Raw genomic sequence first — 25,438 nt, 5'->3', positions numbered from 1 at the left:
GAAGGAATCACACAATCATTTATAAAAGCTTTCTAATTAAACGGTTGATTTTTAGCTCTACTACCTTTTAAATTAAAAGGAGAGTAATTCGATAAAGAAGGTGTCGTAATGAGACAAAGCAAACTATATATTCCAACATTGAGAGAAGTACCGTCTGATGCTGAGGCAAAAAGCCATCAGCTGTTAGTAAGAGCAGGATACATACGTCAGAGCGTCTCGGGAGTTTATTCCTTTTTACCTCTCGGACGTAAAGTGCTACGGAAAGTCGAAACGATTGTCCGCGAAGAGATGGATCGCATCGGCTCACAAGAAGTCCTGATGCCAGCACTACAACCTTCAGAACTATGGGAAGAGTCTGGAAGATGGCATACATACGGACCTGAACTCATGCGTTTGAACGATCGACATAATCGGACATTTGCACTTGGCGCAACGCATGAAGAATTGATTACGAGTCTGCTCCGAAATGAAGTAAGATCTTACAAGGAGTTGCCTATGGTTCTCTATCAGATCCAAGGGAAGTTCCGGGATGAAAAACGTCCTAGATTCGGTTTGTTACGTGGCAGAGAGTTCATCATGAAAGATGCTTATTCCTTTGACGTCGACCAAGAAGGTCTCGACCAGAATTATGACGATATTTTCAATGCCTACAAGAGGGTATTCGAACGATGCGGTTTGAATTTCCGAGCGGTCATTGCTGATTCAGGAGCTATGGGCGGGAAAGATACGCATGAATTCATGGTACTGGCTGATATTGGTGAAGATACGATCGCCTATTCGAACGAATCCGATTTCGCAGCTAATATTGAAATGGCGCCAGTCAAGGTCGAATATTCCAAAAAGGATGATCCAGAAAAAGAACTGGGATCCGTTGAAACCATAGGCCAGAAGACAATTAGCGAAGTGGCCGACTTCATGGATGTACCTAAAGAGGATTGCATTAAATCATTGTTATGGATGGTGGATGAGAAGCCTGTCCTCGTACTTTCCAGAGGGGACCATGAGATCAACGATGTCAAAGTTAAAAATGTTCTGGATGCTGAAGTAGTCGAATTGGCAACAGAAGAACAAACGAAACAAGTCCTCGGTTGTGAGCCTGGCTACATTGGTCCGATCGATGTTTCTGATGATGTACTCATCATCGCTGATCATGCGGTCCAATCGATCGTGAATGGGGTTTGTGGAGCAAATCGCGTGAATGAGCATTACCAGAATGTGAATCCAGAACGAGATTTCAAGGTTCAGCAATATGCAGACCTTCGTTTCATACAAGAAGGTGACCCTTCACCAGACGGACAAGGTACAATCGTGTTTGCAAGAGGGATCGAGGTTGGACATGTTTTCAAACTCGGCACGAAGTACAGTGAATCGTTAGGTGCGAACATTCTTGACCAGAACGGAAAGTCTGCTCCAATCATCATGGGTTCTTATGGAATCGGTGTTTCAAGGACGATGGCAGCTGTCGTTGAGCAAATGCATGATGATAATGGCGTATTATGGCCGGCAGCTCTTTCTCCATTCGACGTCCACTTGATTTGTGTGAACCCTAAAAACGATGAACAATCGGAGTTGGGTGAAAGAATGTATGAAGAGCTAAGCTCCAAACGAATGGATCTCCTGTACGATGACCGGAAAGAACGCGCAGGGGTCAAATTTACAGATGCAGACCTGATCGGTGTGCCTGTCCAAATCATCGTAGGGAAGAAAGCATCAGAGGGCATCGTCGAAGTGAAAGATCGGAAGAGCGGAGAGAAGCTTGAAATGCCAGCCTCTGAAATAGAAGCCTATCTTGGACAAAACTATCTCTAGTTCAATAGATTTCCGGGACTGACAATCACTGTTTTACGTCAGTCCCTTACCTTTCTTACGAGCTTTAAGCCATTTTAAGAAATGAAAGGAGTACCAAGCCAGATGGAAGATATAGAAATCCGTAAGCAGCGCTTGTCATTGTTACTGGATCAAATCGGATATCCAGATGAAAAAAGAACGCTGTTTGAAGGGGGCTACTTACAAAAGCTCTCCATTCAAAAGGAACAGAAGAAATGGACGTTCCATATCGCGATTGATTCTCCTCTCCCTTATGAGGGCTACCAGCTGTTCGTGACCATGCTGAAGAAAGCCTTCCACTCCATCGCTGATGTCCATTGTCATATTCACTGTGAACAGAGAGAATTCTCGAATGATCTTTTCAATGGTTATTGGGATCTATGTGTCAATCAGATGCAAGAGCAGTCGTTTCCGACATTGGATATCTTGAGTGAGAAGAAGCCAGTTGTTGAAGGGAACAAGGTTACAGTAACGGTCTCCAATGACGCACAAGCTATGCTCTTCCAGCGTAAATTGGCTCCGACCATCGGTTCTGTCTTTTCGCAATATGGTTTTCCGACTCTGATGTTCAATACGAAAGTGGAGCAGAATGAAGAGGATTATCAGAGATTCGTAGAACAACGAGAACAAGAAGATAAGACGAAAGTAATGGCAGCCTTGATGGAAAAAGAAAAAGCCGAAAAGAAACTCGACAATGGAGTTCGGGATGAAAAATTGAAAATCGGTTATGGAATCAAGGACGATCCTGTACAAATACAATCAATCGTCGATGAAGAACGTAAGATTACATTGCAAGGTTATGTTTTTGATGCAGAGACGAGAGAACTGCGAAGCGGACGAACGCTTTTGACCTTTAAAATAACAGATTATACGGACTCTATCCTGATCAAGATGTTCTCCCGTGACAAAGAAGACATTCCGAAACTTCAAGCGTTGAAAAAAGGCATGTGGGTGAAGGTTCGAGGAGGAATTCAAAACGATACATTCGTCCGTGACCTTGTCATGATCGCAAATGATGTGGAAGAGTTGAGCCCCCGTTTACGAACGGATGATGCACCGGAAGATGAGAAGCGCGTCGAGCTGCACCTTCATACACCGATGAGCCAGATGGATGCGATTACTTCTACAGGAGCATTGGTCGAGCAAGCTGCAAAATGGGGGCATCCTGCTGTAGCGATAACGGACCACGCTGTCGTACAATCTTATCCTGAAGCGTATTCTGCAGGTAAGAAACATGGTATCAAGGTCCTTTATGGGCTGGAAGCGAACCTGGTGGATGATGGAGTGCCGATTGCATATAACGATCAGCATCGGTTATTGGAAGATGAAACGTATATCGTTTTCGATGTTGAGACCACAGGACTTTCAGCTGTTTATAACAAAATCATAGAGCTTGCTGCCGTCAAAGTCCGTGGTGGGGAAATCATCGACCGATTTGAAGCATTCGCCAACCCTCATCACCCATTGTCAGCGACTACCATCGAGTTGACGGGAATTACTGATGATATGGTCGAAAATGCTCCGGAAATCGAAGAGGTTCTAAAAGATTTTCATACGTTTATTGGTGATAGTATTCTAGTCGCCCATAATGCGAGCTTTGATATGGGCTTCTTGAATGTAGGATTCCGTAAAGCTGAAATCGGAGAAGCGAAGAATCCGGTGATCGATACGCTTGAGCTGGGCCGTTTCCTATACCCAGAATTCAAGAACCATAGATTGAATACGTTGTGTAAGAAGTTCGATATTGAATTGACCCAGCATCATAGAGCGATCTATGATGCTGAAGCGACAGGTTATTTGCTTGTAAAGATGCTGAAAGATAGCCTGGAGAAAGGAATCACCTATCATGATGAATTCAATGATCATATGGGTGAAACAGGGTTTGAACGAACAAGACCTTCTCACTGCATACTTCTGGCTAAAAATCAGGAAGGTTTGAAGAACATATACAAACTCGTAACAGAGTCTCACCTGAATTACTTTTACCGGACACCAAGAATTCCTCGATCCAAGCTAAAGAAATACCGGGAAGGCATTCTGATTGGTTCTGGTTGTGACAAGGGTGAAGTGTTTGAAGGCATGATGCAGAAATCACCTGAGGAAGTAGAAGAGATTGCGAGATTCTATGACTATTTAGAAGTCCAGCCACTCGGAAACTATGCCCATCTGATTGAAAAAGAACTTGTACAAAACGAACTGGCTCTGAAAGAGATCGTCACGAATATCGTTAAGCTAGGAGAGAAGCTTGGTAAGCCAGTCGTAGCGACGGGGAATGTCCACTACTTGAATGAAACGGACAAGATTTATCGTAAAATCCTGATTGGAAGTCAAGGGAATGCGAATCCGCTGAACAGGCAGAAACATCCTGATGTCCATTTCCGTACGACAAATGAGATGCTTGAAGAGTTTTCTTTCCTCGGTGACGATATGTCGAAGAAAATCGTCGTGGAAGCGACCCAAGGCATTGCCGAGCAAATTGAAGAAGTGAAACCGATACCGGATGATCTGTTCACTCCTAAAATCGAGGGAGCAGATGATGAGATCCGTAACATGAGTTATGACATGGCCAGAAGCATATATGGTGAAGAACTTCCACAGCTTGTAGAAGATCGGCTTGAGAAAGAACTCAAGAGTATCATCGGTCATGGTTTTGCTGTCATCTATCTCATTTCTCATAAACTCGTAAAGAAATCATTGGATGATGGATACCTGGTAGGTTCACGAGGTTCTGTCGGATCTTCCTTCGTTGCGACGATGACGGAAATTACGGAAGTGAACCCTCTCCCGCCGCATTACGTTTGTCCTACTTGCAAACACTCGGTGTTTTTCGATGACGGGTCGGTGGGTTCAGGGTTCGACCTTCCTGATAAAGAATGTGAAAAGTGTGGCGTCCAGTTCAAAAAAGACGGACACGACATTCCGTTTGAGACGTTCCTTGGGTTCAAAGGGGATAAAGTACCCGATATCGACTTGAACTTCTCTGGAGAATATCAGCCTCGTGCCCATAACTACACGAAAGAGCTGTTCGGTGAAGACTATGTATATCGTGCTGGTACGATCGGTACAGTCGCAGAAAAAACAGCCTATGGGTTTGTAAAAGGTTATGCATCCGATTACGATATCCATTATCGTTCAGCAGAAATCGATCGGCTCGTAAGTGGCTGTACTGGGGTCAAGCGAACGACCGGTCAGCACCCTGGAGGTATCATCGTCGTTCCTGATTACATGGATATATTTGATTTTTGTCCGATTCAATTCCCTGCAGATGATAAAAAGTCTGAATGGAAGACGACGCACTTCGATTTCCATTCCATTCATGACAACTTGTTGAAGCTCGATATACTTGGTCACGATGATCCGACTGTCATCAGAATGCTCCAGGATCTCAGCGGAATCGATCCGAAGACGATCCCGACTGACGACGCTGAAGTGATGAAGTTGTTCAGTGGAACGGAATCATTAGGTGTATCGGAAGAACAGATCCTTTGTAAGACAGGTACGTATGGAATACCAGAATTCGGTACAAGATTCGTCCGGCAGATGTTAGAGGATACAAAACCGAGTACGTTCTCGGAACTTGTTCAGATCTCAGGTCTGTCCCACGGTACGGATGTTTGGTTGAACAATGCTAATGAGTTGATTGCGAATGGTACTTGCGAACTGAAAGACGTAATCGGTTGTCGTGATGATATTATGATCTACTTGATCTATAAAGGTCTTGAACCATCTCTCGCGTTCAAAATCATGGAGTTCGTCCGAAAAGGGAAGGGCCTCCAGGATGAATGGATCCAAGAAATGAAGAAGCATGATGTACCTGATTGGTATATCGAGTCTTGTAAAAAGATCAAGTACATGTTCCCGAAAGCCCACGCGGCTGCATATGTACTTATGGCTGTCCGTATTGCTTACTTCAAAGTCCATCATCCTATTCTTTTCTACGCTGCGTACTTTACTGTACGTGCAGATGACTTTGACCTGGAATCCATGGTGCGAGGATCAACATCCATTCGCAACCGGATTGATGAAATCAATCAAAAAGGACTTGACGCTTCACCGAAGGAGAAATCGTTGCTGACTGTATTGGAGCTGGCTCTTGAAATGTGCGAAAGAGGATACGGCTTCAAGAAGGTAGACTTATATCGATCTTCGGCCTCAGAGTTCATTGTGGATGGCGATCAGTTGATTCCTCCATTCAATGCGATTCCAGGGTTGGGGACAAACGCAGCGATCAACATCGTGAAGGCGCGAGAAAACGGAGAATTCCTATCTAAAGAGGATCTGCAACAGAGAAGTAAAATTTCTAAAACGGTTCTTCAATACCTTGAAGATCAGGGTTGTCTTGAAGGATTGCCAGATGCCAATCAGCTGTCCCTGTTCTAGGCGGGCAGTAAGTTGCAATCAGGCTCACGTTTATGGTATATTGAATTTGGAAATACTAGTGAATAGGTCGTCGGAAGGAGTGGGTGCCAGCCCACTCTTTCATTTATGTTTGATCTTTTTTTGCACTTTCAAGAGGGAGAACTACGGCTACATATTACGGATAAGTGCATTTTGGCCAAACCGTTGTAAAGGTGAAGCCTTTCTTTGATTGGCTGAAACAGCAAAAGACGTCTTAATACGTTCCAAACGATAAAGGAGGACCATTCATGAGTCAGAAAGTGACCGAGATTACAGAAGAACTCGTCACACCGATCTTAGATTCCATGGACCTTGAACTAGTGGATATTGAATTTGTGAAAGAGGGTAAAAACTGGTTTCTAAGAGTCTACATCGACAGCGAAGAAGGTGTGGATATAGAAGAGTGCGGGAAAGTGAGTGAACAACTCAGTGAAGAACTGGATCAGGTAGACCCGATCACTCAAGCTTATTTTCTCGAAGTATCTTCACCTGGTGTTGAACGGCCATTAAAAAAAGAATCAGATTTCCAAAAGGCAATTGAAAAGAATGTTTTCATTAAGACATATGAACAGATCGATGGCCAAAAAGAGTTTGAAGGCATTCTGAAGTCCTTTGACGGGACAGAATTATCAGTGGAAGTCCGTGTGAAGACGAGGACGAAAACAATTGAGATACCGTTTGATAAAGTTGCCAATGCACGTTTGGCGGTATCATTTTAAACAAGGGGGAGAGACGGATGAGCGATTTAATGGATGCGCTAACGGTTCTTGAGAAAGAAAAAGGGATAAGCAAGGATGTAATCGTGGAAGCGATTGAAGCAGCCTTGATCTCAGCATACAAAAGGAATTTCCATCAGGCTCAAAATGTCCGCGTAGATTTCAATCAAGATACGGGCAGTGTAAAAGTTTTTGCAAGAAAAAATGTCGTCGAAGAAATTGAAGATAGCAGACTTGAGATTTCAATCGACCAGGCAAAAGAAATGAACCCGCAATACGAAGCTGGGGATGTCGTCGAATTGGAAGTCACACCGAAGGATTTCGGCCGGATTGCTGCTCAGACCGCTAAACAAGTGGTTACACAAAGAGTCCGTGAAGCTGAAAGAGGAATCATTTATTCTGAATTCATCGACCGCGAAGAAGATATCATTACAGGTGTGGTTCAAAGACAAGACCACCGTTTCATGTATATCGACCTTGGTAGAGTAGAAGCGTTGCTTCCTACTACTGAACAGATTCAAGCGGAAAACTATAAAACGAACGATCGGATCAAAGTGTTCATAACGAAAGTTGAAAAGACGACAAAAGGTCCTCAGATCATGGTATCAAGAACACACCCTGGACTTTTGAAAAGATTGTTCGAGTTGGAAGTGCCTGAAATCTATGATGGAACGGTAGAAATCAAGTCGATTTCCCGTGAAGCTGGAGACCGTTCTAAGATCTCAGTTCATGCTGAAGATCCTGAAGTAGATCCAGTCGGATCATGCGTAGGTCCACGAGGACAACGGGTACAGACGATTGTCAATGAGTTGCATGGTGAGAAGATCGATATCGTACGCTGGTCGAACGACCCGGTAGAATATGTAGCAAATGCACTAAGTCCTTCTAAAGTACTTGAAGTCCAAGTGAATGAAGAAGAGAAGATGACGAGGGTCATCGTACCGGATTACCAGCTATCACTTGCAATCGGTAAAAGAGGGCAAAATGCTAGATTAGCTGCCAAACTGACTGGATGGAAAATCGATATCAAAAGTGAGTCGGAAGCCATCGAACAAGGATTGTACGATCCGAATCAACAACCGGAGGAAGAGCCGGACTCCTACGAAGAAGAACTGGAAGATTAAAGGAGAGGGAGACGATGAAAAAGCGGAAAATACCGATGCGAAAGTGTGTCGCTTGTCAGGAAAACAAGCCGAAAAAAGAACTCATTCGTGTCGTCCGTACTCCTGAAGGAGAAGTTTCAATTGATCTCACCGGTAAAAAATCGGGCAGAGGTGCTTACATCTGCGACCAAGTCTCATGTTTTGAGTTGGCACAGAAGAAAAAGGCATTACAGAACCAATTGAATACCCCTATTTCAGATGAAGTGTACGAAGAATTGCAAAGCCAAGTCGAAGAAAAGAGGGAATAGATGAAATCAAGATGGAATTCCTTACTTGGATTGGCTAATCGTGCTGGAAAATGTGTTTCAGGGGAAGAGTTGGTCCTTAAAGAAATTCGGAGCCAACGTGCCAAGATGATCTTGCTTGCAGAGGACGCATCCGCCAATACGAAAAAGAAATTGATAGATAAGTGTTCTTACTATCAAGTTCCTTATTATACAGTACCTGACCGTACCGAGTTAGGTAACGCAATTGGGAAAGAACAACGGGTAACCGTTGCAGTGATCGATAACGGATTTGCAGAAAAAATGAAAACCTTATTCGATCAATAATTTTGGGGGTGACCAAATGAGTAAGATGCGCGTTTATGAATATGCAAAAAAACACAATGTACAAAGTAAAGATGTAATCCAAAAATTGAAGACGATGAATATAGAAGTCTCCAACCATATGTCCACGATTGAAGATTCAACCGTGAACAAATTGGATGCTGCCTTCCAACCGAAAGCAGAACAAAAGAAAGAACAAAAGGGACAAAAACCATCCAATCAGGCCAATCGACCAAACTCGAAGAAACCTGAACAACGTGGGAACAAACCAAACAATTCTGAAGCTGGCGGTGAGAGACGAAACACCAACCGTCCAAGTGGTAACAACCAAGGTAAGAGCTTCAATAAAGGGAACAACAATAACAACCGTAACAACAACAATAAAGGCGGTAATAACCGACCTCCTCGTGGTGGTAAAGGGAAGAACAACCGTCCTGCACACAACCAGCAACAACAACCGCGTAAGGAAGCACCTAAACCGAAAAGACCTGAAAAGATTACGTTCGAGGGCTCTCTTACAGTTGGAGAATTGGCGAAGAAGTTGCATCTCGAAAGCTCTGATATCATCAAGAAGTTGATGGGTCTTGGCGTGATGGCAACGATCAACCAAGAGCTTGACAAAGAGACGATTGAATTGGTTGCTGCAGATTACGATGTTGAAGTAGAAGAAGAAATCATCATTGATGAGACGAACTTCGAAGAAAACGAGATTGAAGAAGAAGAAGATAAACTTGCAATCCGACCACCTGTCGTAACCATCATGGGACACGTTGACCATGGTAAAACGACATTGCTCGATTCCATCCGTAAGACGAAGGTTGCTGCGGGTGAAGCAGGCGGTATTACACAACATATCGGTGCCTACCAGATTGAAGAAAATAATAAACCGATCACGTTCTTAGATACTCCAGGTCACGCTGCCTTTACGACGATGCGTGCCCGTGGTGCACAAGTGACGGACATCACGATTCTTGTCGTAGCAGCGGACGACGGTGTTATGCCACAAACGGTTGAAGCGATCAACCACGCCAAAGCGGCTGAAGTACCGATCATCGTTGCAGTAAACAAGATCGACAAAGAGGGTGCCAACCCGGATCGAGTCATGCAGGAGCTGACAGAACACGGTCTTATCCCTGAAGACTGGGGAGGAGACACGATTTTCGTCAAGCTATCTGCCCTAAGTGGTGAAGGTATCGATGAATTGCTCGAAATGATCCTATTGGTCGCAGAAGTGGAAGAGCATAAGTCTAATCCAGATCGATTTGCAAACGGAACAGTCATCGAAGCACAGCTTGACAAAGGTCGTGGACCTGTTGCGACCCTTCTTGTCCAAGGAGGAACGCTTGAGGTAGGAGACCCGATTGTCGTTGGTAATACATTCGGGCGTGTCCGTGCGATGGTCAATGATTTAGGACGTCGTGTTAAAGTGGCGGGACCATCTACACCTGTTGAAATTACGGGCTTGAATGAAGTACCGAACGCAGGAGACCAGTTCAGAGTCTTCAAGGATGAGAAGAAAGCTCGTTCGATCGGAGAAACACGTGCGAAGCGTCAAATCGAACAACAACGAAAAGAAAGCTCCAAATTGAATCTGGATGACCTTTTTGAACAAATTAAAGAAGGGGACATTAAAGAAATCAATGTCATCCTTAAAGCAGACGTTCAAGGATCGGTCGAAGCACTTGCTAGCTCGCTTCAGAAAATCGATGTTGAAGGTGTGAAGGTCAAAATCATCCACACCGGTGTAGGTGCGATTGCAGAATCAGATATCATCCTGGCATCTGCTTCCAATGCAATCATCATCGGATTCAACGTACGTCCAGATAGCAATGCTAAACGTACTGCTGAGGCAGAAAAGGTCGACATCCGCCTCCACCGCATCATCTATAACGTAATCGATGAAATCGAGTCTGCGATGAAGGGTATGCTCGATCCGGTCTTCCAAGAGAAGATTATCGGTCAAGTAGAAGTGCGTACAACGTTCAAGGTTTCCAAAGTCGGAACCATTGCAGGTTGTTATGTAACCGAAGGTAAAATCACTCGTGATTCCGGAGTGCGTCTCATTCGTGATGGCGTAGTCATCTTCGAAGGCGAAGTAGACACGTTGAAACGTTATAAAGATGACACAAAAGAAGTAGCGACTGGTTATGAGTGTGGTATTACACTTGAGAAGTACAATGATATCAAGGAAGGCGATATCATTGAAGCGTATGTCATGGAAGAAGTAGAACCGAAATGATCGGGAGTTTGAAGTGTGAGTGTCAAATTTTTGACGCTCACTCTTTGAAAGAAAAACGTTCCGTCGTGAAAAAAGTGATGCAACGACTTAAAAACCAGTTCAATGTAGCCGTTGCTGAAACGGATCATCACGAACTATGGCAGCGTTTTGAAATCGGCGTCGTGACCATATCAAAAGATAAGCAGATGGTCGAGAAAGAACTACAAAAAGTTCTCGAATCGTTCGATCGCTATGAGGAATTTCAAGTGACATCCTATGATATGGAATTATTATAAGAGGTTTAAACGGTACACAAAACGTGAATTTTCCTGTAAAGAGGGAATACTCAATAGAACTCTTTTAAATTCCAATTCATAAGGCTCCTTGAAATGAAATGAGGTGTAAGTATGAGCAATGTACGTGCGAATCGCGTAGCAGAGCAAATGAAGAAAGAACTCGGGGAAATCATCGGACAAAAAATCAAAGATCCAAGAGTAGGCTTCGTAACCGTTACGGCTGTTGAAGTCACTGGTGACTTACAGCAAGCAACGATCTTCATTTCCGTCTTCGGGGATGAAGAGGAAAAAGCGAATACTCTTGCAGGTCTCGCAAAAGCGACAGGTTTCATACGATCCGAAATCGGAAAGCGTATCCGTCTAAGGAAAACGCCTGAAATCCTTTTTCAATTCGACCATTCGATTGAATACGGAAACAGGATTGAAACCTTGTTAGATGAAATCAACGATAACAGAGAATAAAAATGGAAAGGGAAAGGGGCGAAACCTCTTTCCCTTTTCATGCTAATTGATAGATGGATGTACAGAGGTGGTGTATGAGATGCAAGAAGATGGAATTCTCCCATTACATAAACCGAGAGGAATGACTTCCCACGATTGTGTGGTGAAATTAAGGAAAATCCTCAAGACGAAACGGGTCGGTCATACCGGTACATTGGATCCTGCGGTTTCAGGAGTGCTGCCAATCTGTATCAATCGTGCAACGAAAGTCGCGGAATATATGAGTGCATATAACAAGACCTATGAAGCAACCGTCTCGTTAGGATCGTCCACCACAACGGAAGATCAGACTGGAGATGTCGTTGAGGAAATAGAGATGGATGAAATCGATTCGGGAAAGATCAAAAAGGTATTAGAGTCGTTTCGAGGTGAAATCGAGCAGACCCCTCCGATGTATTCGGCTGTCAAAGTGAAAGGGAAAAGGCTCTATGAATATGCACGGGTAGGTATTTCGGTCGAGCGTCCGACTCGGAAAGTGACCATCTTATCACTTGAGTGGCTCGGTGGACCTGAAAAGAACCCGGAAAGTGGGAACATCGAATTCAACATTCGTGTGACCTGCAGTAAAGGGACGTATATCAGAACATTGGCAGTGGATATCGGAAGAGCGATGGGTGTCCCGGCACATATGTCCTCGCTCATTCGCACACAATCGGGACCTTTTAAATTGGAAGATACTGTTACATTCGAAGACCTTGAAGCACTGGCAGAGGAAGAACGCTCCTTCTCTGAGATGTTAATGCCGATTGAAAAAGCGTTGACCATATTCCCGTCTGCAACGGTATCAGAAGAAGTGGAAAAGCAAATTTTGAATGGTACTGTTCTTGAGGAGACGAAAGAACTTTCCAATCCTAGAACAGCCGTTTATAATGAACGTGGAGAGTGTCTAGCGATCTATAAACCACATCCCGATCGACCGGGGTGGGTGAAACCGGAAAAGGTGCTCAAAATTCATAAATAGAACTTAGGGTGGTAAATTTGAAAACGTACAGGATTGACCACACACAATTAAAAGATCAACTTACATTCGAACCAGCAGCTATGGCAATCGGTTACTTCGACGGAATCCATATGGGGCACCGTGAAGTCATCTGCACAGCCAAAGCCATAGCAGATGAAAAAGGATTGGAATCGGCCGTGATGACTTTCGACCCTCACCCTTCCGTCGTATTAGGCAGGGAACGAACCGAAAAATCCCATATCACCCCAGTTGAAGATAAACAGAAAGTCATTGAAGAATTAGGTATCGATCGTTTATATATCGTTCATTTCAATAAGGCTTTCGCTGCATTGACACCACAGCAATTCGTGGATGAATTCATCATCGGCTTCAATGTTAAGCATGTCGTAGCAGGGTTTGATTTTTCCTTCGGTAAGAAAGGAGAAGGGACGATGGAAACCCTTCCTTTCCATTCGAGAGGTGCTTTTGAACATACGGTAGTAAATAAAGTATCCATTGATGGGCATAAAGTAAGTTCCACGCTTATCCGAACCTTGATTGAAGAAGGACAAGTCAAAGAGATACCGAAATATCTCGCTCGTAACTATCAAGTGAGAGGAACGGTCATACACGGAGACAGCAGAGGTCACACGATCGGTTTTCCAACTGCCAACATCCATTTATCCGATACGTATATGATTCCGAAAACCGGTGTTTATGCGGTGAAAATGAAGGTGAATGGAGAATGGTATGCAGGTGTTTGCAACGTCGGCTATAAGCCTACCTTCAAAGAAAAGCAACCGGACAAGCCAAGTATTGAAGTCCATTTGTTTTCGTTTGATGCATCCATATATGGTGAAGATGTCATTGTCGAATGGCGTGATCACATACGGGATGAAAAGAAATTTTCGTCAATTGATGATCTGAAAGAACAAATATCCAGGGATGTAAACGCAGCCAAACAGGTTCTGCAAAATTCATAGGATATATCGGTTGCATTCACTAGAAAAAAGTTGTATTCTAATAGTTGTACTAAATGTACAGAACCGCTTCTTGGCACAACGATTCACCGACGTTTGCTAGGGAGAAGGGGATTAATGAAAAAGGAGGTGAAAAGGATGGCTATTTCACAAGAGCGAAAGAACGACTTGATTGCAGAGTATAAGACTCATGATAACGATACTGGGTCTCCAGAAGTACAGATTGCTATCCTAACAGAGCAAATTAACGAATTGAACGATCATCTACGAACTCATAAGAAAGATCACCACTCTCGTCGTGGTCTACTAAAAATGGTTGGTAAGCGTCGTAATTTGTTAACGTACTTACGTAAAAAAGACGTAACTCGATACCGTACTCTTATCAACAAACTTGGTTTACGTCGATAGTCACTTAAAAGCGGGGTTTATACCCGCTTTTTTGTTAGCTTTAAAACGTTTTTTGGATACATAATAGGTGTGTATGCCCTAGGAGTTGTATTTCTTAAGGGAGTCGGCTTTTTGAACACCTACTTTTGGGTTATAATAGAACAGTGTAACCTTAATACAATGTAGTTTGAGAGGAGTTCTCGCAGAAATGGAGCAAAACAAGCATGTTTATTCCATTGATTGGGCTGGCCGTAAGCTGACCCTTGAAATTGGAAACTTAGCTAAGCAGGCCAACGGATCCGTCATGGTACGTTACGGCGATACAGCTGTACTATCAACGGCTACAGCGTCCAAAGAACCTAAGAACCTTAGCTTCTTCCCACTTACAGTAAATTATGAAGAACGTCTATATGCTGTCGGTAAGATACCTGGAGGATTCATCAAGCGTGAAGGTCGTCCAAGTGAAAAAGCTGTATTGGCTTCCCGTTTGATCGATCGCCCGATTCGTCCTTTATTCGCAGATGGATTCCGTAATGAAGTACAAGTCGTCAGTACGGTGATGAGTGTGGATCAGGATTGTTCTTCTGAAATGGCAGCAATGTTCGGATCATCACTTGCGTTGACGATTTCGGATATTCCATTTGAAGGTCCGATTGCAGGTGTTACCGTCGGAAGAATTGATGGGGAATTCGTCATCAACCCGACTATCGAACAAAAAGACAATAGTGACATCAACCTGATCGTCGCAGGTACGAAAAATGCAATCAATATGGTTGAAGCAGGCGCAGATGAAGTGCCGGAAGAAGTGATGCTTGAAGCAATCATGTTCGGTCACGAAGAAATCAAACGCTTGATTGCATTCCAAGAAAAGATTGCAGAAGAAATCGGTAAGCCGAAAATGGAAGTCACCCTTCATCAATTGGATGAAGAATTAACGGAAGAAGTTTCTGGACTTTTCCTTAATGATGTTAAAGAAGCAGTTAAAGTCGTTGAAAAGCATGCTCGACAAGAAGCATTGAATCAAGTGGCTGAAAAAGTAGCAACACATTATGAGGAAGATGAAGAAAAAGCTGGTGAAGCGAAGGAAATCTTACATACAATCATCAAGAAAGAGGTAAGGCGTCTTATCCTTAAAGATAAGTTACGTCCTGATGGTCGTAAGGTTGATGAAATCAGACCACTTTCTTCTGATGTAGGATTGTTGCCTAGAACGCACGGATCTGGCTTGTTCACTCGTGGACAGACTCAAGCGTTGAGCATCTGTACGCTAGGTGCTTTAGGGGACGTTCAAGTGTTGGACGGACTGGATATTGAAGAATCTAAGCGTTTCATGCATCATTATAACTTCCCTCCGTTCAGTGTCGGGGAAACTGGATTCATGCGTGGACCGGGTCGTCGTGAAATCGGCCATGGTGCTTTAGGAGAACGGGCTCTAGAAGTCGTCATCCCATCTGAAGAAGAGTTCCCTTATACGATCCGTCTTGTAAGTGAAGTTCTTGAATCAAACGGTTCTTCCTCACAGGCAAGTATTTGTGCAAGTACTCTAGCAATGATGGATGCAGGTATTCCGATTAAAGCACCAGTTGCAGGAATTGCGATGGGTCTGATCAGTGATGGAGAAGATGTAACGGTCTTAACGGATATTCAAGGTATGGAAGACCACCTTGGTGATATGGACTTTAAAGTTGCGGGAACAGCAACAGGTGTTACAGCGCTTCAAATGGATATTAAGATTTCTGGTATTAGCCAGGAAGTATTGAAAGAAGCAATGTTCCAGGCTAGAGATGGGCGAATGGCAATTTTAGATTCCATGCTCAGTACGTTAGGTGAGTCTAGAAAAGAATTGTCTGAATATGCTCCGAAAATCTTGACGATGAAAATCAAGCCGGATAAGATCCGTGATGTAATCGGTCCAAGCGGTAAGATCATCAACAAGATCATTGAAGAAACTGGTGTTAAAATCGATATTGAACAAGATGGTACAATCTTCATCGCATCAACGAATGAAGCGATGAACACGAAAGCGAAAGAAACAATTGAAGATATCGTTCGTGAAGTTGAAGTTGGAGAGATGTATCTAGGTAAAGTCAAGCGGATTGAGAAATTCGGAGCTTTCGTCGAATTGTTCAGCGGTAAAGACGGTCTCGTCCACATTTCTGAACTAGCAGAAGAACGGATCGGAAAAGTTGAAGACGTTGTGAAGCTCGGTGATGAACTTCTTGTCAAAGTGACGGAAATCGATAACCAAGGTCGAGTGAACTTATCTCGAAAAGCTGTTTTGAAAGAACAGAAAAAAGCACAGGAACAAAAGTAAGAGACGGATGTTGAATCCGCCTCTTTTTTTTTTTGCTTTCTAACCCCTTATGGGCACATGTTCTAACCTGTCCTGCTCTTTCATAATGTGACTATAGGAAGGAGTGAGCTCAGGTGAGAAAAAATGCTCCTATAGTACTCGGTGTGTTGATCATTTTATTGATTTCCTATACAAGTGTCCAAAACCCACTGACGGACCGATACTTGACTACATTGAAGGAAGATACCTTGACTGTTACTGCGAATGCAGTGAAAGAACCTTTACGGAAAGAAATTGAATCTTTTGCGGCTGAGCATAACATCCAGCCTGTAAATGCAAGGATTGATCCAGTCTGGAAAGCAATTCCCGGATATAATGGTTTTTCTGTGGATGAAGATGCTTCCTATAAAAGAATGAAGAAAAAAGGGGAATTTGATGAATCATTGATTGTATATAAACAGACGCCACCTGAAGTTTCTTTGGAAGATTTACCACCTTCCCCTATTTACAAAGGGAACCCGAATAAACCGATGGTCACATTCCTTGTCAATGTAGCGTGGGGAAATGAGTATTTGCCAGAAATCCTGGAAACGATGAAAAAGCATAAAGTACATACGACTTTCTTCCTGGATGGATCCTGGGTCAAGAAAAATCAAGATCTTGCCAAAATCATTTATGAAGAAGGTCATGAAATCGGGAATCATGCTTATTCCCATCCTGACATGAGTCGTTTGTCGAACGATAGGATCACTGAAGAAATCCGTAAAACGAATGAGATCATTGAAAGCACATTGAAAGAAACGCCAAAGTGGTTCGCCCCTCCTAGCGGAAGCTTCAGAGAGGATGTCGTACAAATTGCGAACCAGATGGATATGTACACGATTCTCTGGTCTGTAGACACGGTCGATTGGAGAAAGCCAGATCCGAATGAGATGGCAGCAAGAGTCGTATCTAAGGTCCATCCTGGAGCGATGATACTCATGCATCCGACTTCTTCTACAGCAAAGGGTCTCGAAAGGATGATTGTAGACATTCAATCGAAGGGGTATACGATCGGCACAGTTTCCCAGTTAATGAGTGAAAAACGGATCGTCAAGCCCGAACAAAAGTCTGATGTTTCCAAGTAATTGTCGAATGATAGCTTAAATGGTATAGTGGTTCTAAGTGCTAGAACCAAATTACCTACATAACTTTCCTGTACTGACTTAGGAGGAGACAGATTGATAACGAAACATACGTGTAAAAATGGTGTACGAATTATTACAGAGCACATACCGAGTGTACGCTCCGTTGCAATTGGGATCTGGATCGGTACGGGCTCTCGTTTTGAACAACAAGACAACAATGGCATCTCACATTTCCTTGAGCATATGTTCTTCAAGGGAACCAAGACACGGAATGCAAGGGAAATAGCAGAGTCTTTCGATTCGATCGGAGGACAGGTGAACGCATTCACCTCGAAAGAATATACGTGTTATTACGCCAAAGTGTTGGATAACCATGCTTCCAATGCTCTTGCAACCTTAGCGGATATGTTCTTTAACTCTACATTTGATGAGAATGAATTATTGAAGGAAAAGAATGTCGTCCTAGAAGAAATCAAAATGTACGAAGATACCCCTGATGATATTGTCCATGACTTATTGAGCCAAGCGACTTATCATCACCATCCGCTTGCTTATCCGATTTTAGGTACGGAAGAAACGTTGAACTCATTCAATGGTCAAACGTTACGTAAGTATATGGAAGAGTATTATACACCTGACAATGTCGTCATATCCATTGCTGGAAATGTAGACGATGCTCTTATTAAAGAAGTCGAGGAGCACTTCGGTGGATACACTTCTACAAGTACGAAACCTGAAGCGGTCAAACCTTCTTTCTGTACGGAAAAGAAAGCTAGAAAGAAAGATACCGAGCAAGCTCATATGTGCATGGGGTTTGAGGGTCTTCCTGTGGGAGATGACAGTATCTTCGATTTGATTGTTTTGAACAATATTTTCGGAGGCAGTATGAGTAGCCGGTTGTTCCAGGAAGTCAGGGAACAGAAAGGTCTTGCATATTCAGTATTCTCCTATCATTCCGCACATCTGGATACGGGGGTCTTCAACATATATGCAGGCACCGCACCAGGACAACTGGATGAAGTGTATGAGACCATTTCCTCCATCATCGGAACGTTGAAAGAGGACGGCGTTTCAGAAAAGGAAGTTGCGAACAGCAAAGAACAGATCAAAGGTAGTCTCATGTTGAGTCTTGAGAGTACGAACAGCCGTATGAGTCGTAACGGTAAGCATGAACTGATGCTGAAAAAGCAACGGACATTGGATGAAATCCTTCAAAGTATTGATGGCGTCAATAAGAAGAACGTTGATCAACTGATTCATCGAATCTTTGCTGGGGACTTCTCAAGTTCATTGATCAGTCCGAGCGGGGAATTTCCGAAGAGTTTTCCTCATTAATGAACAAATCGTACGAAAGTGTCTGATCCCAACAAGGGATTTGACACTTTTCTTTTGGAATGGAATAAATCATAATGATTTAATCGCTCGTATCCTTCAACCATTCATCCTATTTTTCGAGTCAAGATGTGGATTTCTCCCTACATGTGGACATATATATAGAATGACATGCTTGAAGGGGGAGCGAACATGAGATTAAGTGAAATTCTTGGAAAAGAACTCATTGATTATACGAAGGGAGAAAAGTTGGGGGTCTTATCGTATGCGGAATTCATCATAGATGAAAATGCCGGGTATATTGATACGTTGGAGATCCCACTTACCCAATGGAACGGTTTGCGAAAGAGAAAGACCATCATACAATTCAGGTGGAATAAGATCTATCGTGTAGGTGAAGAAACGATTCTGGTTGACCCTTCAGAAGCCGATGTGCAATCCGAATATAAATAATCACCTTGCAAGTATCTTCTTCATATGATGTTGAAGAATCAGCACTCAAGTATATTATTCCTCCGTAACATACGACGAATGAGAAAGGGGAGGAACGATGTTAACAGGAATTAAAGCAGCCATCATAGGTGGAGATGCTCGTCAGCTGGAGGTCATCAGGAAGCTGACTGAATTAGACGCACGCCTCTATTTAGTCGGATTCGACCAACTCGATCACGGCTTTACAGGAGCGACGAAAATGGATCTCGATGAATTACCAATCAGTGAATTGGATGCGTTGATTCTGCCTGTAAGCGGCAGCGGTCCGAATGGTGAGGTTGAAACGATCTTCTCCAACAAAAAAATCCAGTTTACAGAAGAGTTCCTTAAAAAAACGAAAAAGGACTGCACCGTTTTTTCAGGTATAAGCAATCCTTATCTGACGGGTTGTACCAATGGTGCCGGCCGAAAGCATATTAAACTATTTGAGCGTGATGATGTAGCCATCTACAATGCGATACCCACTGTGGAGGGAACCATCATGATGGTCATCCAGAACACCGATTTCACCATTCACCAATCCAATATCGCGGTGCTTGGTTTTGGCAGAGTCGGATTTACGGTTGCGAGGACATTCGCCAATCTAGGGGCGAATGTATCCGTCGGAGCTCGAAGATCTGAGCATATCGCACGTATTACTGAAATGGGATTCAGACCATTTTATCTTAGCAACCTGGAAAATGAAGTGGACGCCGTTGATGTATGTATCAATACAATTCCAGCACCGATCATCACTTCCAATGTCATATCTAAAATACCATCTCATACCCTAATCATCGACCTTGCCTCCAAGCCAGGAGGTACGGATTTTCGTTTTGCAGAGAAAAGGGGCATAAAAGCTATGCTTGCTCCAGGATTACCGGGAATTGTCGCGCCTAAGACAGCTGGTAAGATCATTGCAAACGTGTTGACACAACTACTTATGGAAGAAAGGAATATGGGGAAGGGGTAAGTAGAATGAAACTTGAAGGGAAACACATCGGCTTTGGATTGACAGGATCCCATTGCACGTATGATGCAGTCGTTCCGCAAATCCAAAGATTGTTGGATGCTGGTGCAAAAGTGACGCCGTTCGCCACCTATACCGTCCAAAATACGACGACAAGATTCGGTGAAGGTGAAGACTGGATTCGTAAAATCGAAGAAATGACAGGTAACGAAGTTGTGAATTCGATCGTCAAAGCGGAACCATTCGGTCCGAAAACACCATTGGATTGTATGGTGATTGCGCCGTTGACTGGAAATTCCATCAGTAAGCTTGCTAATGCGATGACAGATTCTCCCGTCTTGATGGCAGCAAAAGCGACCATGCGTAATCTGAATTCAGTTGTTCTTGGTATTTCTACAAACGATGGACTCGGATTGAACGGGGTCAACATCATGAGATTGATGTCGACGAAAAATATCTTTTTTATCCCATATGGTCAAGATTCGCCGAACAAAAAACCGAATTCATTAGTCGCACATATGGATCTACTCCTTGAAACCGTAGAAGCTGCACTTGATGGTCAACAATTACAACCTGTCTTACGAATATATGAATAGAAGAACAGAGGAAGCCAAGTATAATCGTAAACAAAACCATACCTCTGTACTCAATGATATGGTAAAATAAATGACAATATGACCAAGTATTTCAGGAGAAACGATCTTGTTTCTCCTTCTATCGTTCTTGAAGATTTGCAGTTATCATATTCACAAGATAGGTCAAAGTCATTCACAGAGCAAGATTTATGAGGAGGGACAGATTTTGGATTCAAATAAAGGATTTAACGTCGCAGTCGTTGGAGCTACTGGAGCAGTAGGTCAACAGATGCTGAACACATTAGCAAAAAGGAACTTTCCGATCGCTTCTCTCAAGTTATTAGCAAGTAAACGTTCTGCCGGAAAGAAAATGCAATTCAATGGAAATGAATATATGATTGAAGAAGCCACACCCCAAGCATTTGAAGGGGTGCAACTTGCGTTGTTCTCTGCAGGCGGTTCTATCTCGAAGGAGCTGGCACCAGAGGCGGCGAAACGAGGCGCGATTGTGGTCGATAATACGAGTGCGTTCCGCATGGACCCTGATACGCCACTTGTAGTACCTGAAGTAAATGAAGATGCATTGAAGAATCATAATGGCATCATCGCCAATCCGAACTGTTCAACGATCCAGATGGTCGTTGCTTTAGAACCAATCCGTCAAAAATACGGTCTGAAGAAAGTAATCGTTTCTACGTATCAAGCTGTATCCGGTGCAGGAGCGAAAGCGATCGATGAAATGAATGATCAGACGCAGTCCATTTTGAATGGTGAAGAGTTCACACCAGAAGTATTGCCTGTTTCAGGTGATAAAAAGCACTATCAAATCGCTTTCAATGCTGTACCCCAAATCGATAAATTCCAAGATAACGGGTATACATTCGAAGAAATGAAAATGATCAATGAAACGAAGAAGATCATGAGCATGCAAGAGCTCGAAGTTGCAGCTACTTGTGTACGGTTACCGGTTGAGACAGGACATTCAGAGTCGGTATACATTGAGATAGACGATGAAAATGTTTCGGTTGCTGACATGAAGTCCTTATTGGCAGAAGCTGAAGGCGTAACATTACAAGATGATCCTTCTGAACAGCTTTATCCGATGCCAGCGAATTGTGTCGGTAAAGATGATGTATTCGTAGGTAGAATCCGCAAAGACCTGGATCGCAAGAACGGGTTCCACATGTGGGTCGTGTCGGATAACCTCCTTAAAGGAGCAGCACTGAACTCCGTACAGATTGCTGAAAGCTTAGTGAAATTGAATTTATTGAAATGAAGAAGGTGCTTTCATGAATATCGTCGTACAAAAATTCGGCGGCACGTCATTGAAAACGGAAGATGGTCGGGATCGTGCCGTACAACACGTAACGAATGCTGTAAGCAACGGTAACAAAGTCGTTGTAGTCGTTTCAGCGATGGGACGTAAAGGCGATCCTTATGCTACCGATACATTGCTTGGTTTGATCACTGGCAACCCGACAGACATCAGTCCAAAGGAAACAGATTTACTCATGTCTTGTGGCGAGATCATATCTTCCGTCGTTTTTTCTAATCTGATGAAGCAACAAGGTGTATCTTCCATAGCATTTACTGGCGCACAGGCAGGTTTTAAAACCAACGCTGAACACATGAACGCTAAAATTATGGAAATGGACTGTAAAAAGATTCTCCAAGCATTCGAGGAATTGGATGTTGTCGTAGTGGCAGGATTCCAAGGTCAATCGGATGAAGGGGATATAACGACTCTTGGACGTGGAGGCAGTGATACATCTGCAGCAGCACTCGGTGCAGCTCTTAAGGCAGAAGTCATTGATATATTTACAGATGTAGAAGGTGTCATGACAGCCGATCCTCGGATCGTACAGGATGCAAGACCACTTGATGTTGTCACTTACAACGAAATTTGTAATATGGCGTACCAGGGAGCAAAGGTTATCCACCCAAGGGCAGTTGAAATTGCGATGCAAGCGAAGGTACCGATCCGCATCCGTTCAACCTACAGTGACCATCCAGGTACACTTGTTACTTCTACTACCGGAGATGGAGCAGGTCGAGATATCGAGGACCGCTTGATCACAGGGATCGCTCATGTTGCGGGTGTCACACAGATCAAGGTGCAAGCTCCTGAAGGAGATTACGAATTCCAATCCAAGATCTTCAAGGCCATGGCGGAAAGACAGATCAGTGTGGACTTCATCAATATCAGTCCACGCGGTGTGATTTATACGATTAACGGTCACCTTACAGACGTAGCGGTTTCAATCTTGAAGGATTTAGGGTATGAAGCGGATATACAGCGTAATTGTGCAAAAGTCTCTGCAGTAGGTGCGGGTATCGCTGGGGTACCGGGAGTTACAGCCAAAATCGTCGAAGCACTTTCCCAAAAAGGCATCCATATTCTACAATCTGCCGATTCCCATACGACGATCTGGGTATTGGTGCAAGAAGATGATATGATTGATGCGGTAAATGCACTACATCAAGTATTTGCGCTTGAAAAAGGAGATTTCATCTAATTTTCTATAAGGAGGAGATATCGAAATGAATTTCGGAAAAATTTTGACTGCAATGGTGACGCCTTTCGACCATAAAGGCAATATCGACTTTTCCAAGACGACTAAATTGATCGAGTACTTGATCAAGAACGGTTCAGATGGTCTAGTGATTGCTGGAACGACAGGAGAGTCACCGACTTTGACGAAAGAAGAGAAAGTAGCCCTCTTCAAACATGTCGTGAAAGTCGTGCAAAAAAGAGTCCCAGTTATCGCTGGTACAGGTAGTAACAACACCCATGCTTCCATCGAGCTGACGAAGCAAGCGGAAGAAGCAGGTGTTGATGCTGTCATGCTAGTGGCTCCTTATTACAATAAACCGAATCAACAAGGGCTTTATCTTCATTTTAAATCCATTGCGGAAACGACTAAGCTTCCAGTTATGCTTTATAACGTTCCTGGACGTTCCATTGTCAATTTGTCCGTTGATACGATCGTTCGATTATCTGAAATCGACAACATCGTTTGTGTAAAAGAAGCGAGTGGGGATTTGGATCAAATTACAGAAATCATTACGAAAACAGCGGATGATTTTAAAGTTTACAGTGGAGATGACACATTGACCCTACCGACGTTATCGATCGGAGGAGACGGCATCGTATCCGTAGCCGCTCACGTAGTCGGAAATGAAATGCAGAGCATGATTGCAGCTTATTCAGAAGGTGATGTGAAGAAGGCAGCACAATTGCACGGTAAGTTGTTACCAGTTATGAACGAAATGTTCTCTGCACCTAGTCCGACACCCGTGAAAACGGCATTGCAGATATTAGGTATCGATGTTGGCGGTGTAAGACTTCCGCTCATACCTTTATCTGAGCAAGAACGAGTAAGATTGAATTCATTGTTGAATGACTTCGCTAAAGTAAAATAGAATCCATATTATAAGAGGATGGTCTCAAGAGATCATCCTCTTTTCTATGGTTGTTCTGAAGGTCAGATACGTTAAAAGTACAAGGGATTCAGATGGATAGAAAGAAACCGATTATGACAATACTATAAGGAGACCAAAGTAAGTCGTGAAAGGAGTCCATCATGAACGAACAGCCTAACGATCAGAAGACGGTTTCTCCGACCAATCCATCTCAACCATCTCAACCGGATAAGCCGAAAAAACAAGATCAAAACAAAGAGGGTTCATCTAGTCTGATCAATAAAATCCAACAAATGGGTCAGACCAATGTTCCCCAAATGGAACAATCGAACATCCATTGTATGACGATAGTTGGACAGATAGAAGGTCATGTACAACTCCCTCCAAACAACAAAACGACGAAATATGAACATATGATTCCTCAGTTGGTTGCCATTGAACAGAACCCGAAGATTGAAGGCTTACTTGTCATCCTCAATACTGTTGGTGGGGATGTGGAAGCGGGACTTGCGATAGCTGAAATGATCGCTTCCTTATCAAAACCGAAAGTGTGTCTGGTCCTTGGTGGAGGTCATTCGATCGGCGTACCGATTGCGGTTTCAGGGGATTATTCTTTCATCGCAGAAACAGCTACGATGACGATCCATCCGGTTCGCTTGACCGGACTGGTGATCGGGGTGCCTCAAACGTTCGAATACCTTGATAAAATGCAGGAACGTGTCATCAGTTTCGTAATGAGACATTCGAACATTGAAGAAGAGAAGTTCAAAGAATTGATGCTCTCTAAAGGAAATTTGACAAGGGATATCGGAACCAATGTAATCGGTGATGATGCAGTCGCTTATGGACTGATCGACGAGGTAGGCGGGGTCGGTGCAGCGATGAAAAAGTTGAATGAGCTGATCGAAGCGAAGAGACCGAACGAAGAACAGGATCTCGTCCAATGATACTTTACACATCGATGCCTCACGAAGTCGTTTTCAGTGCAGTCCAGTCCGATTTTGAAAAACATTCAATGATCGAGATGAACGGCATACCTTTGATGGTTGAGCAGCTGGAGAATCAAGACTGCAGAATCGTAAGGATGATGAGCACGGACCCCGCTCATTATCTGGATGCGAATCTACAGCCAGGCACAGTGTTGAAAATGACCGTCGCCCCAGATCAAAATCCTTCTAGTTCGCTGTAATTCTGTATGATATAATAACACTACTCAAGGGTTGGCCCATGTCTTATCAGATGGAAAGGGCCAACCCTTTTCCACTACATAACC

General features: G+C 43.4%; 23 protein-coding genes. All 23 read left to right on the top strand.

Annotation, left to right across the window (positions count from 1 at the left end; genetic code table 11):
* Positions 1-108 precede the first annotated feature (108 nt).
* The 23 genes from ACXQIQ_RS04275 (at position 109) to ACXQIQ_RS04165 (ending at position 25,354) form a co-directional block, all read left to right on the top strand.
* Positions 109-1,809 carry a proline--tRNA ligase gene (locus ACXQIQ_RS04275; RefSeq protein WP_439299981.1) on the top strand — a complete coding sequence of 567 codons (1,701 nt, stop codon included), beginning with the start codon at positions 109-111 and terminating at the stop codon, positions 1,807-1,809.
* Between the two features lie 102 nt (positions 1,810-1,911).
* Positions 1,912-6,207, top strand: coding sequence for a PolC-type DNA polymerase III (locus tag ACXQIQ_RS04270; protein WP_439299982.1), 4,296 nt, complete (start codon positions 1,912-1,914; stop codon positions 6,205-6,207).
* A 266-nt stretch (positions 6,208-6,473) separates the two neighbouring features.
* Positions 6,474-6,944, top strand: a complete 471-nt coding sequence (gene rimP, locus ACXQIQ_RS04265; protein WP_439299983.1) for a ribosome maturation factor RimP — start codon at positions 6,474-6,476, stop codon at positions 6,942-6,944.
* A 17-nt stretch (positions 6,945-6,961) separates the two neighbouring features.
* A complete protein-coding gene (gene nusA, locus ACXQIQ_RS04260; protein WP_439299984.1) occupies positions 6,962-8,065 on the top strand; it encodes a transcription termination factor NusA in 1,104 nt (367 codons plus the stop codon).
* Between the two features lie 14 nt (positions 8,066-8,079).
* Positions 8,080-8,352: an RNase P modulator RnpM gene (rnpM, locus tag ACXQIQ_RS04255; RefSeq protein ID WP_226550680.1), complete on the top strand. Its 273-nt coding sequence runs from the start codon at positions 8,080-8,082 to the stop codon at positions 8,350-8,352.
* On the top strand, positions 8,353-8,655 hold the full coding sequence (locus ACXQIQ_RS04250; protein WP_439299985.1) for a YlxQ family RNA-binding protein: 303 nt from the start codon (positions 8,353-8,355) through the stop codon (positions 8,653-8,655). It abuts the gene before it with no gap.
* 16 nt (positions 8,656-8,671) lie between these two features.
* Positions 8,672-10,891: a translation initiation factor IF-2 gene (gene infB / locus ACXQIQ_RS04245; RefSeq protein ID WP_439299986.1), complete on the top strand. Its 2,220-nt coding sequence runs from the start codon at positions 8,672-8,674 to the stop codon at positions 10,889-10,891.
* Between the two features lie 44 nt (positions 10,892-10,935).
* Positions 10,936-11,166, top strand: a complete 231-nt coding sequence (locus ACXQIQ_RS04240; RefSeq protein ID WP_458025866.1) for a DUF503 domain-containing protein — start codon at positions 10,936-10,938, stop codon at positions 11,164-11,166.
* Between the two features lie 111 nt (positions 11,167-11,277).
* On the top strand, positions 11,278-11,628 hold the full coding sequence (rbfA, locus tag ACXQIQ_RS04235; RefSeq protein WP_225065574.1) for a 30S ribosome-binding factor RbfA: 351 nt from the start codon (positions 11,278-11,280) through the stop codon (positions 11,626-11,628).
* Between the two features lie 79 nt (positions 11,629-11,707).
* Positions 11,708-12,628, top strand: coding sequence for a tRNA pseudouridine(55) synthase TruB (truB, locus tag ACXQIQ_RS04230; protein ID WP_439299988.1), 921 nt, complete (start codon positions 11,708-11,710; stop codon positions 12,626-12,628).
* Positions 12,629-12,645: 17 nt separating this feature from the next.
* Positions 12,646-13,590: a bifunctional riboflavin kinase/FAD synthetase gene (ribF, locus tag ACXQIQ_RS04225; RefSeq protein WP_439299989.1), complete on the top strand. Its 945-nt coding sequence runs from the start codon at positions 12,646-12,648 to the stop codon at positions 13,588-13,590.
* A gap of 135 nt (positions 13,591-13,725) precedes the next feature.
* Positions 13,726-13,995 carry a 30S ribosomal protein S15 gene (gene rpsO, locus ACXQIQ_RS04220; RefSeq protein WP_221564435.1) on the top strand — a complete coding sequence of 90 codons (270 nt, stop codon included), beginning with the start codon at positions 13,726-13,728 and terminating at the stop codon, positions 13,993-13,995.
* A gap of 187 nt (positions 13,996-14,182) precedes the next feature.
* Entirely contained in the window at positions 14,183-16,288 is a 2,106-nt protein-coding gene (pnp, locus tag ACXQIQ_RS04215; protein ID WP_439299990.1) for a polyribonucleotide nucleotidyltransferase, read from the top strand.
* Between the two features lie 113 nt (positions 16,289-16,401).
* The gene (locus ACXQIQ_RS04210; RefSeq protein WP_439299991.1) at positions 16,402-17,394 is read left to right on the top strand and encodes a polysaccharide deacetylase family protein; all 993 of its coding nucleotides are present in this window, start codon (positions 16,402-16,404) and stop codon (positions 17,392-17,394) included.
* Between the two features lie 93 nt (positions 17,395-17,487).
* Positions 17,488-18,729 (top strand): M16 family metallopeptidase, encoded by a 1,242-nt coding sequence (locus tag ACXQIQ_RS04205; RefSeq protein WP_439299992.1) that lies wholly within the window; start codon positions 17,488-17,490, stop codon positions 18,727-18,729.
* Positions 18,730-18,918: 189 nt separating this feature from the next.
* The gene (locus ACXQIQ_RS04200; protein WP_439299993.1) at positions 18,919-19,179 is read left to right on the top strand and encodes a YlmC/YmxH family sporulation protein; all 261 of its coding nucleotides are present in this window, start codon (positions 18,919-18,921) and stop codon (positions 19,177-19,179) included.
* 97 nt (positions 19,180-19,276) lie between these two features.
* Positions 19,277-20,170 (top strand): dipicolinic acid synthetase subunit A, encoded by an 894-nt coding sequence (gene dpaA, locus ACXQIQ_RS04195; protein ID WP_439299994.1) that lies wholly within the window; start codon positions 19,277-19,279, stop codon positions 20,168-20,170.
* A gap of 5 nt (positions 20,171-20,175) precedes the next feature.
* Positions 20,176-20,763: a dipicolinate synthase subunit B gene (gene dpaB, locus ACXQIQ_RS04190; protein WP_439299995.1), complete on the top strand. Its 588-nt coding sequence runs from the start codon at positions 20,176-20,178 to the stop codon at positions 20,761-20,763.
* 268 nt (positions 20,764-21,031) lie between these two features.
* A complete protein-coding gene (asd, locus tag ACXQIQ_RS04185) occupies positions 21,032-22,018 on the top strand; it encodes an aspartate-semialdehyde dehydrogenase (protein ID WP_458026085.1) in 987 nt (328 codons plus the stop codon).
* Between the two features lie 13 nt (positions 22,019-22,031).
* Complete coding sequence (gene dapG, locus ACXQIQ_RS04180; RefSeq protein ID WP_439299997.1) at positions 22,032-23,258, top strand: aspartate kinase; 1,227 nt, start codon at positions 22,032-22,034, stop codon at positions 23,256-23,258.
* Between the two features lie 25 nt (positions 23,259-23,283).
* Entirely contained in the window at positions 23,284-24,165 is an 882-nt protein-coding gene (gene dapA, locus ACXQIQ_RS04175) for a 4-hydroxy-tetrahydrodipicolinate synthase (RefSeq protein WP_439299998.1), read from the top strand.
* Positions 24,166-24,326: 161 nt separating this feature from the next.
* The gene (locus ACXQIQ_RS04170; RefSeq protein ID WP_439299999.1) at positions 24,327-25,112 is read left to right on the top strand and encodes a ClpP family protease; all 786 of its coding nucleotides are present in this window, start codon (positions 24,327-24,329) and stop codon (positions 25,110-25,112) included.
* Positions 25,109-25,354 carry a YlzJ-like family protein gene (locus tag ACXQIQ_RS04165; protein WP_439300000.1) on the top strand — a complete coding sequence of 82 codons (246 nt, stop codon included), beginning with the start codon at positions 25,109-25,111 and terminating at the stop codon, positions 25,352-25,354. The genes ACXQIQ_RS04170 and ACXQIQ_RS04165 overlap by 4 nt, the downstream gene beginning before the upstream one ends.
* The last annotated feature ends 84 nt before the right edge of the window (positions 25,355-25,438 follow it).

The organism is Pseudalkalibacillus sp. Hm43, from assembly GCF_054170705.1.
Note: the sequence above shows the minus strand (reverse complement) of the source record. Positions and strands in the feature narration are given on the sequence as shown.

Excerpts from the sequence above, each read along its gene's own strand:
- ACXQIQ_RS04275 (WP_439299981.1), top strand. The coding sequence starts at position 109 with ATGAGACAAAGCAAACTATATATTCCAACATTGAGAGAAGTACCGTCT.
- ACXQIQ_RS04270 (WP_439299982.1), top strand. The coding sequence starts at position 1,912 with ATGGAAGATATAGAAATCCGTAAGCAGCGCTTGTCATTGTTACTGGAT.
- rimP (WP_439299983.1), top strand. The coding sequence starts at position 6,474 with ATGAGTCAGAAAGTGACCGAGATTACAGAAGAACTCGTCACACCGATC.
- nusA (WP_439299984.1), top strand. The coding sequence starts at position 6,962 with ATGAGCGATTTAATGGATGCGCTAACGGTTCTTGAGAAAGAAAAAGGG.
- rnpM (WP_226550680.1), top strand. The coding sequence starts at position 8,080 with ATGAAAAAGCGGAAAATACCGATGCGAAAGTGTGTCGCTTGTCAGGAA.
- ACXQIQ_RS04250 (WP_439299985.1), top strand. The coding sequence starts at position 8,353 with ATGAAATCAAGATGGAATTCCTTACTTGGATTGGCTAATCGTGCTGGA.
- infB (WP_439299986.1), top strand. The coding sequence starts at position 8,672 with ATGAGTAAGATGCGCGTTTATGAATATGCAAAAAAACACAATGTACAA.
- rbfA (WP_225065574.1), top strand. The coding sequence starts at position 11,278 with ATGAGCAATGTACGTGCGAATCGCGTAGCAGAGCAAATGAAGAAAGAA.
- truB (WP_439299988.1), top strand. The coding sequence starts at position 11,708 with ATGCAAGAAGATGGAATTCTCCCATTACATAAACCGAGAGGAATGACT.
- rpsO (WP_221564435.1), top strand. The coding sequence starts at position 13,726 with ATGGCTATTTCACAAGAGCGAAAGAACGACTTGATTGCAGAGTATAAG.
- pnp (WP_439299990.1), top strand. The coding sequence starts at position 14,183 with ATGGAGCAAAACAAGCATGTTTATTCCATTGATTGGGCTGGCCGTAAG.
- ACXQIQ_RS04200 (WP_439299993.1), top strand. The coding sequence starts at position 18,919 with ATGAGATTAAGTGAAATTCTTGGAAAAGAACTCATTGATTATACGAAG.
- dpaA (WP_439299994.1), top strand. The coding sequence starts at position 19,277 with ATGTTAACAGGAATTAAAGCAGCCATCATAGGTGGAGATGCTCGTCAG.
- dpaB (WP_439299995.1), top strand. The coding sequence starts at position 20,176 with ATGAAACTTGAAGGGAAACACATCGGCTTTGGATTGACAGGATCCCAT.
- asd (WP_458026085.1), top strand. The coding sequence starts at position 21,032 with ATGCTGAACACATTAGCAAAAAGGAACTTTCCGATCGCTTCTCTCAAG.
- dapG (WP_439299997.1), top strand. The coding sequence starts at position 22,032 with ATGAATATCGTCGTACAAAAATTCGGCGGCACGTCATTGAAAACGGAA.
- dapA (WP_439299998.1), top strand. The coding sequence starts at position 23,284 with ATGAATTTCGGAAAAATTTTGACTGCAATGGTGACGCCTTTCGACCAT.
- ACXQIQ_RS04170 (WP_439299999.1), top strand. The coding sequence starts at position 24,327 with ATGAACGAACAGCCTAACGATCAGAAGACGGTTTCTCCGACCAATCCA.
- ACXQIQ_RS04165 (WP_439300000.1), top strand. The coding sequence starts at position 25,109 with ATGATACTTTACACATCGATGCCTCACGAAGTCGTTTTCAGTGCAGTC.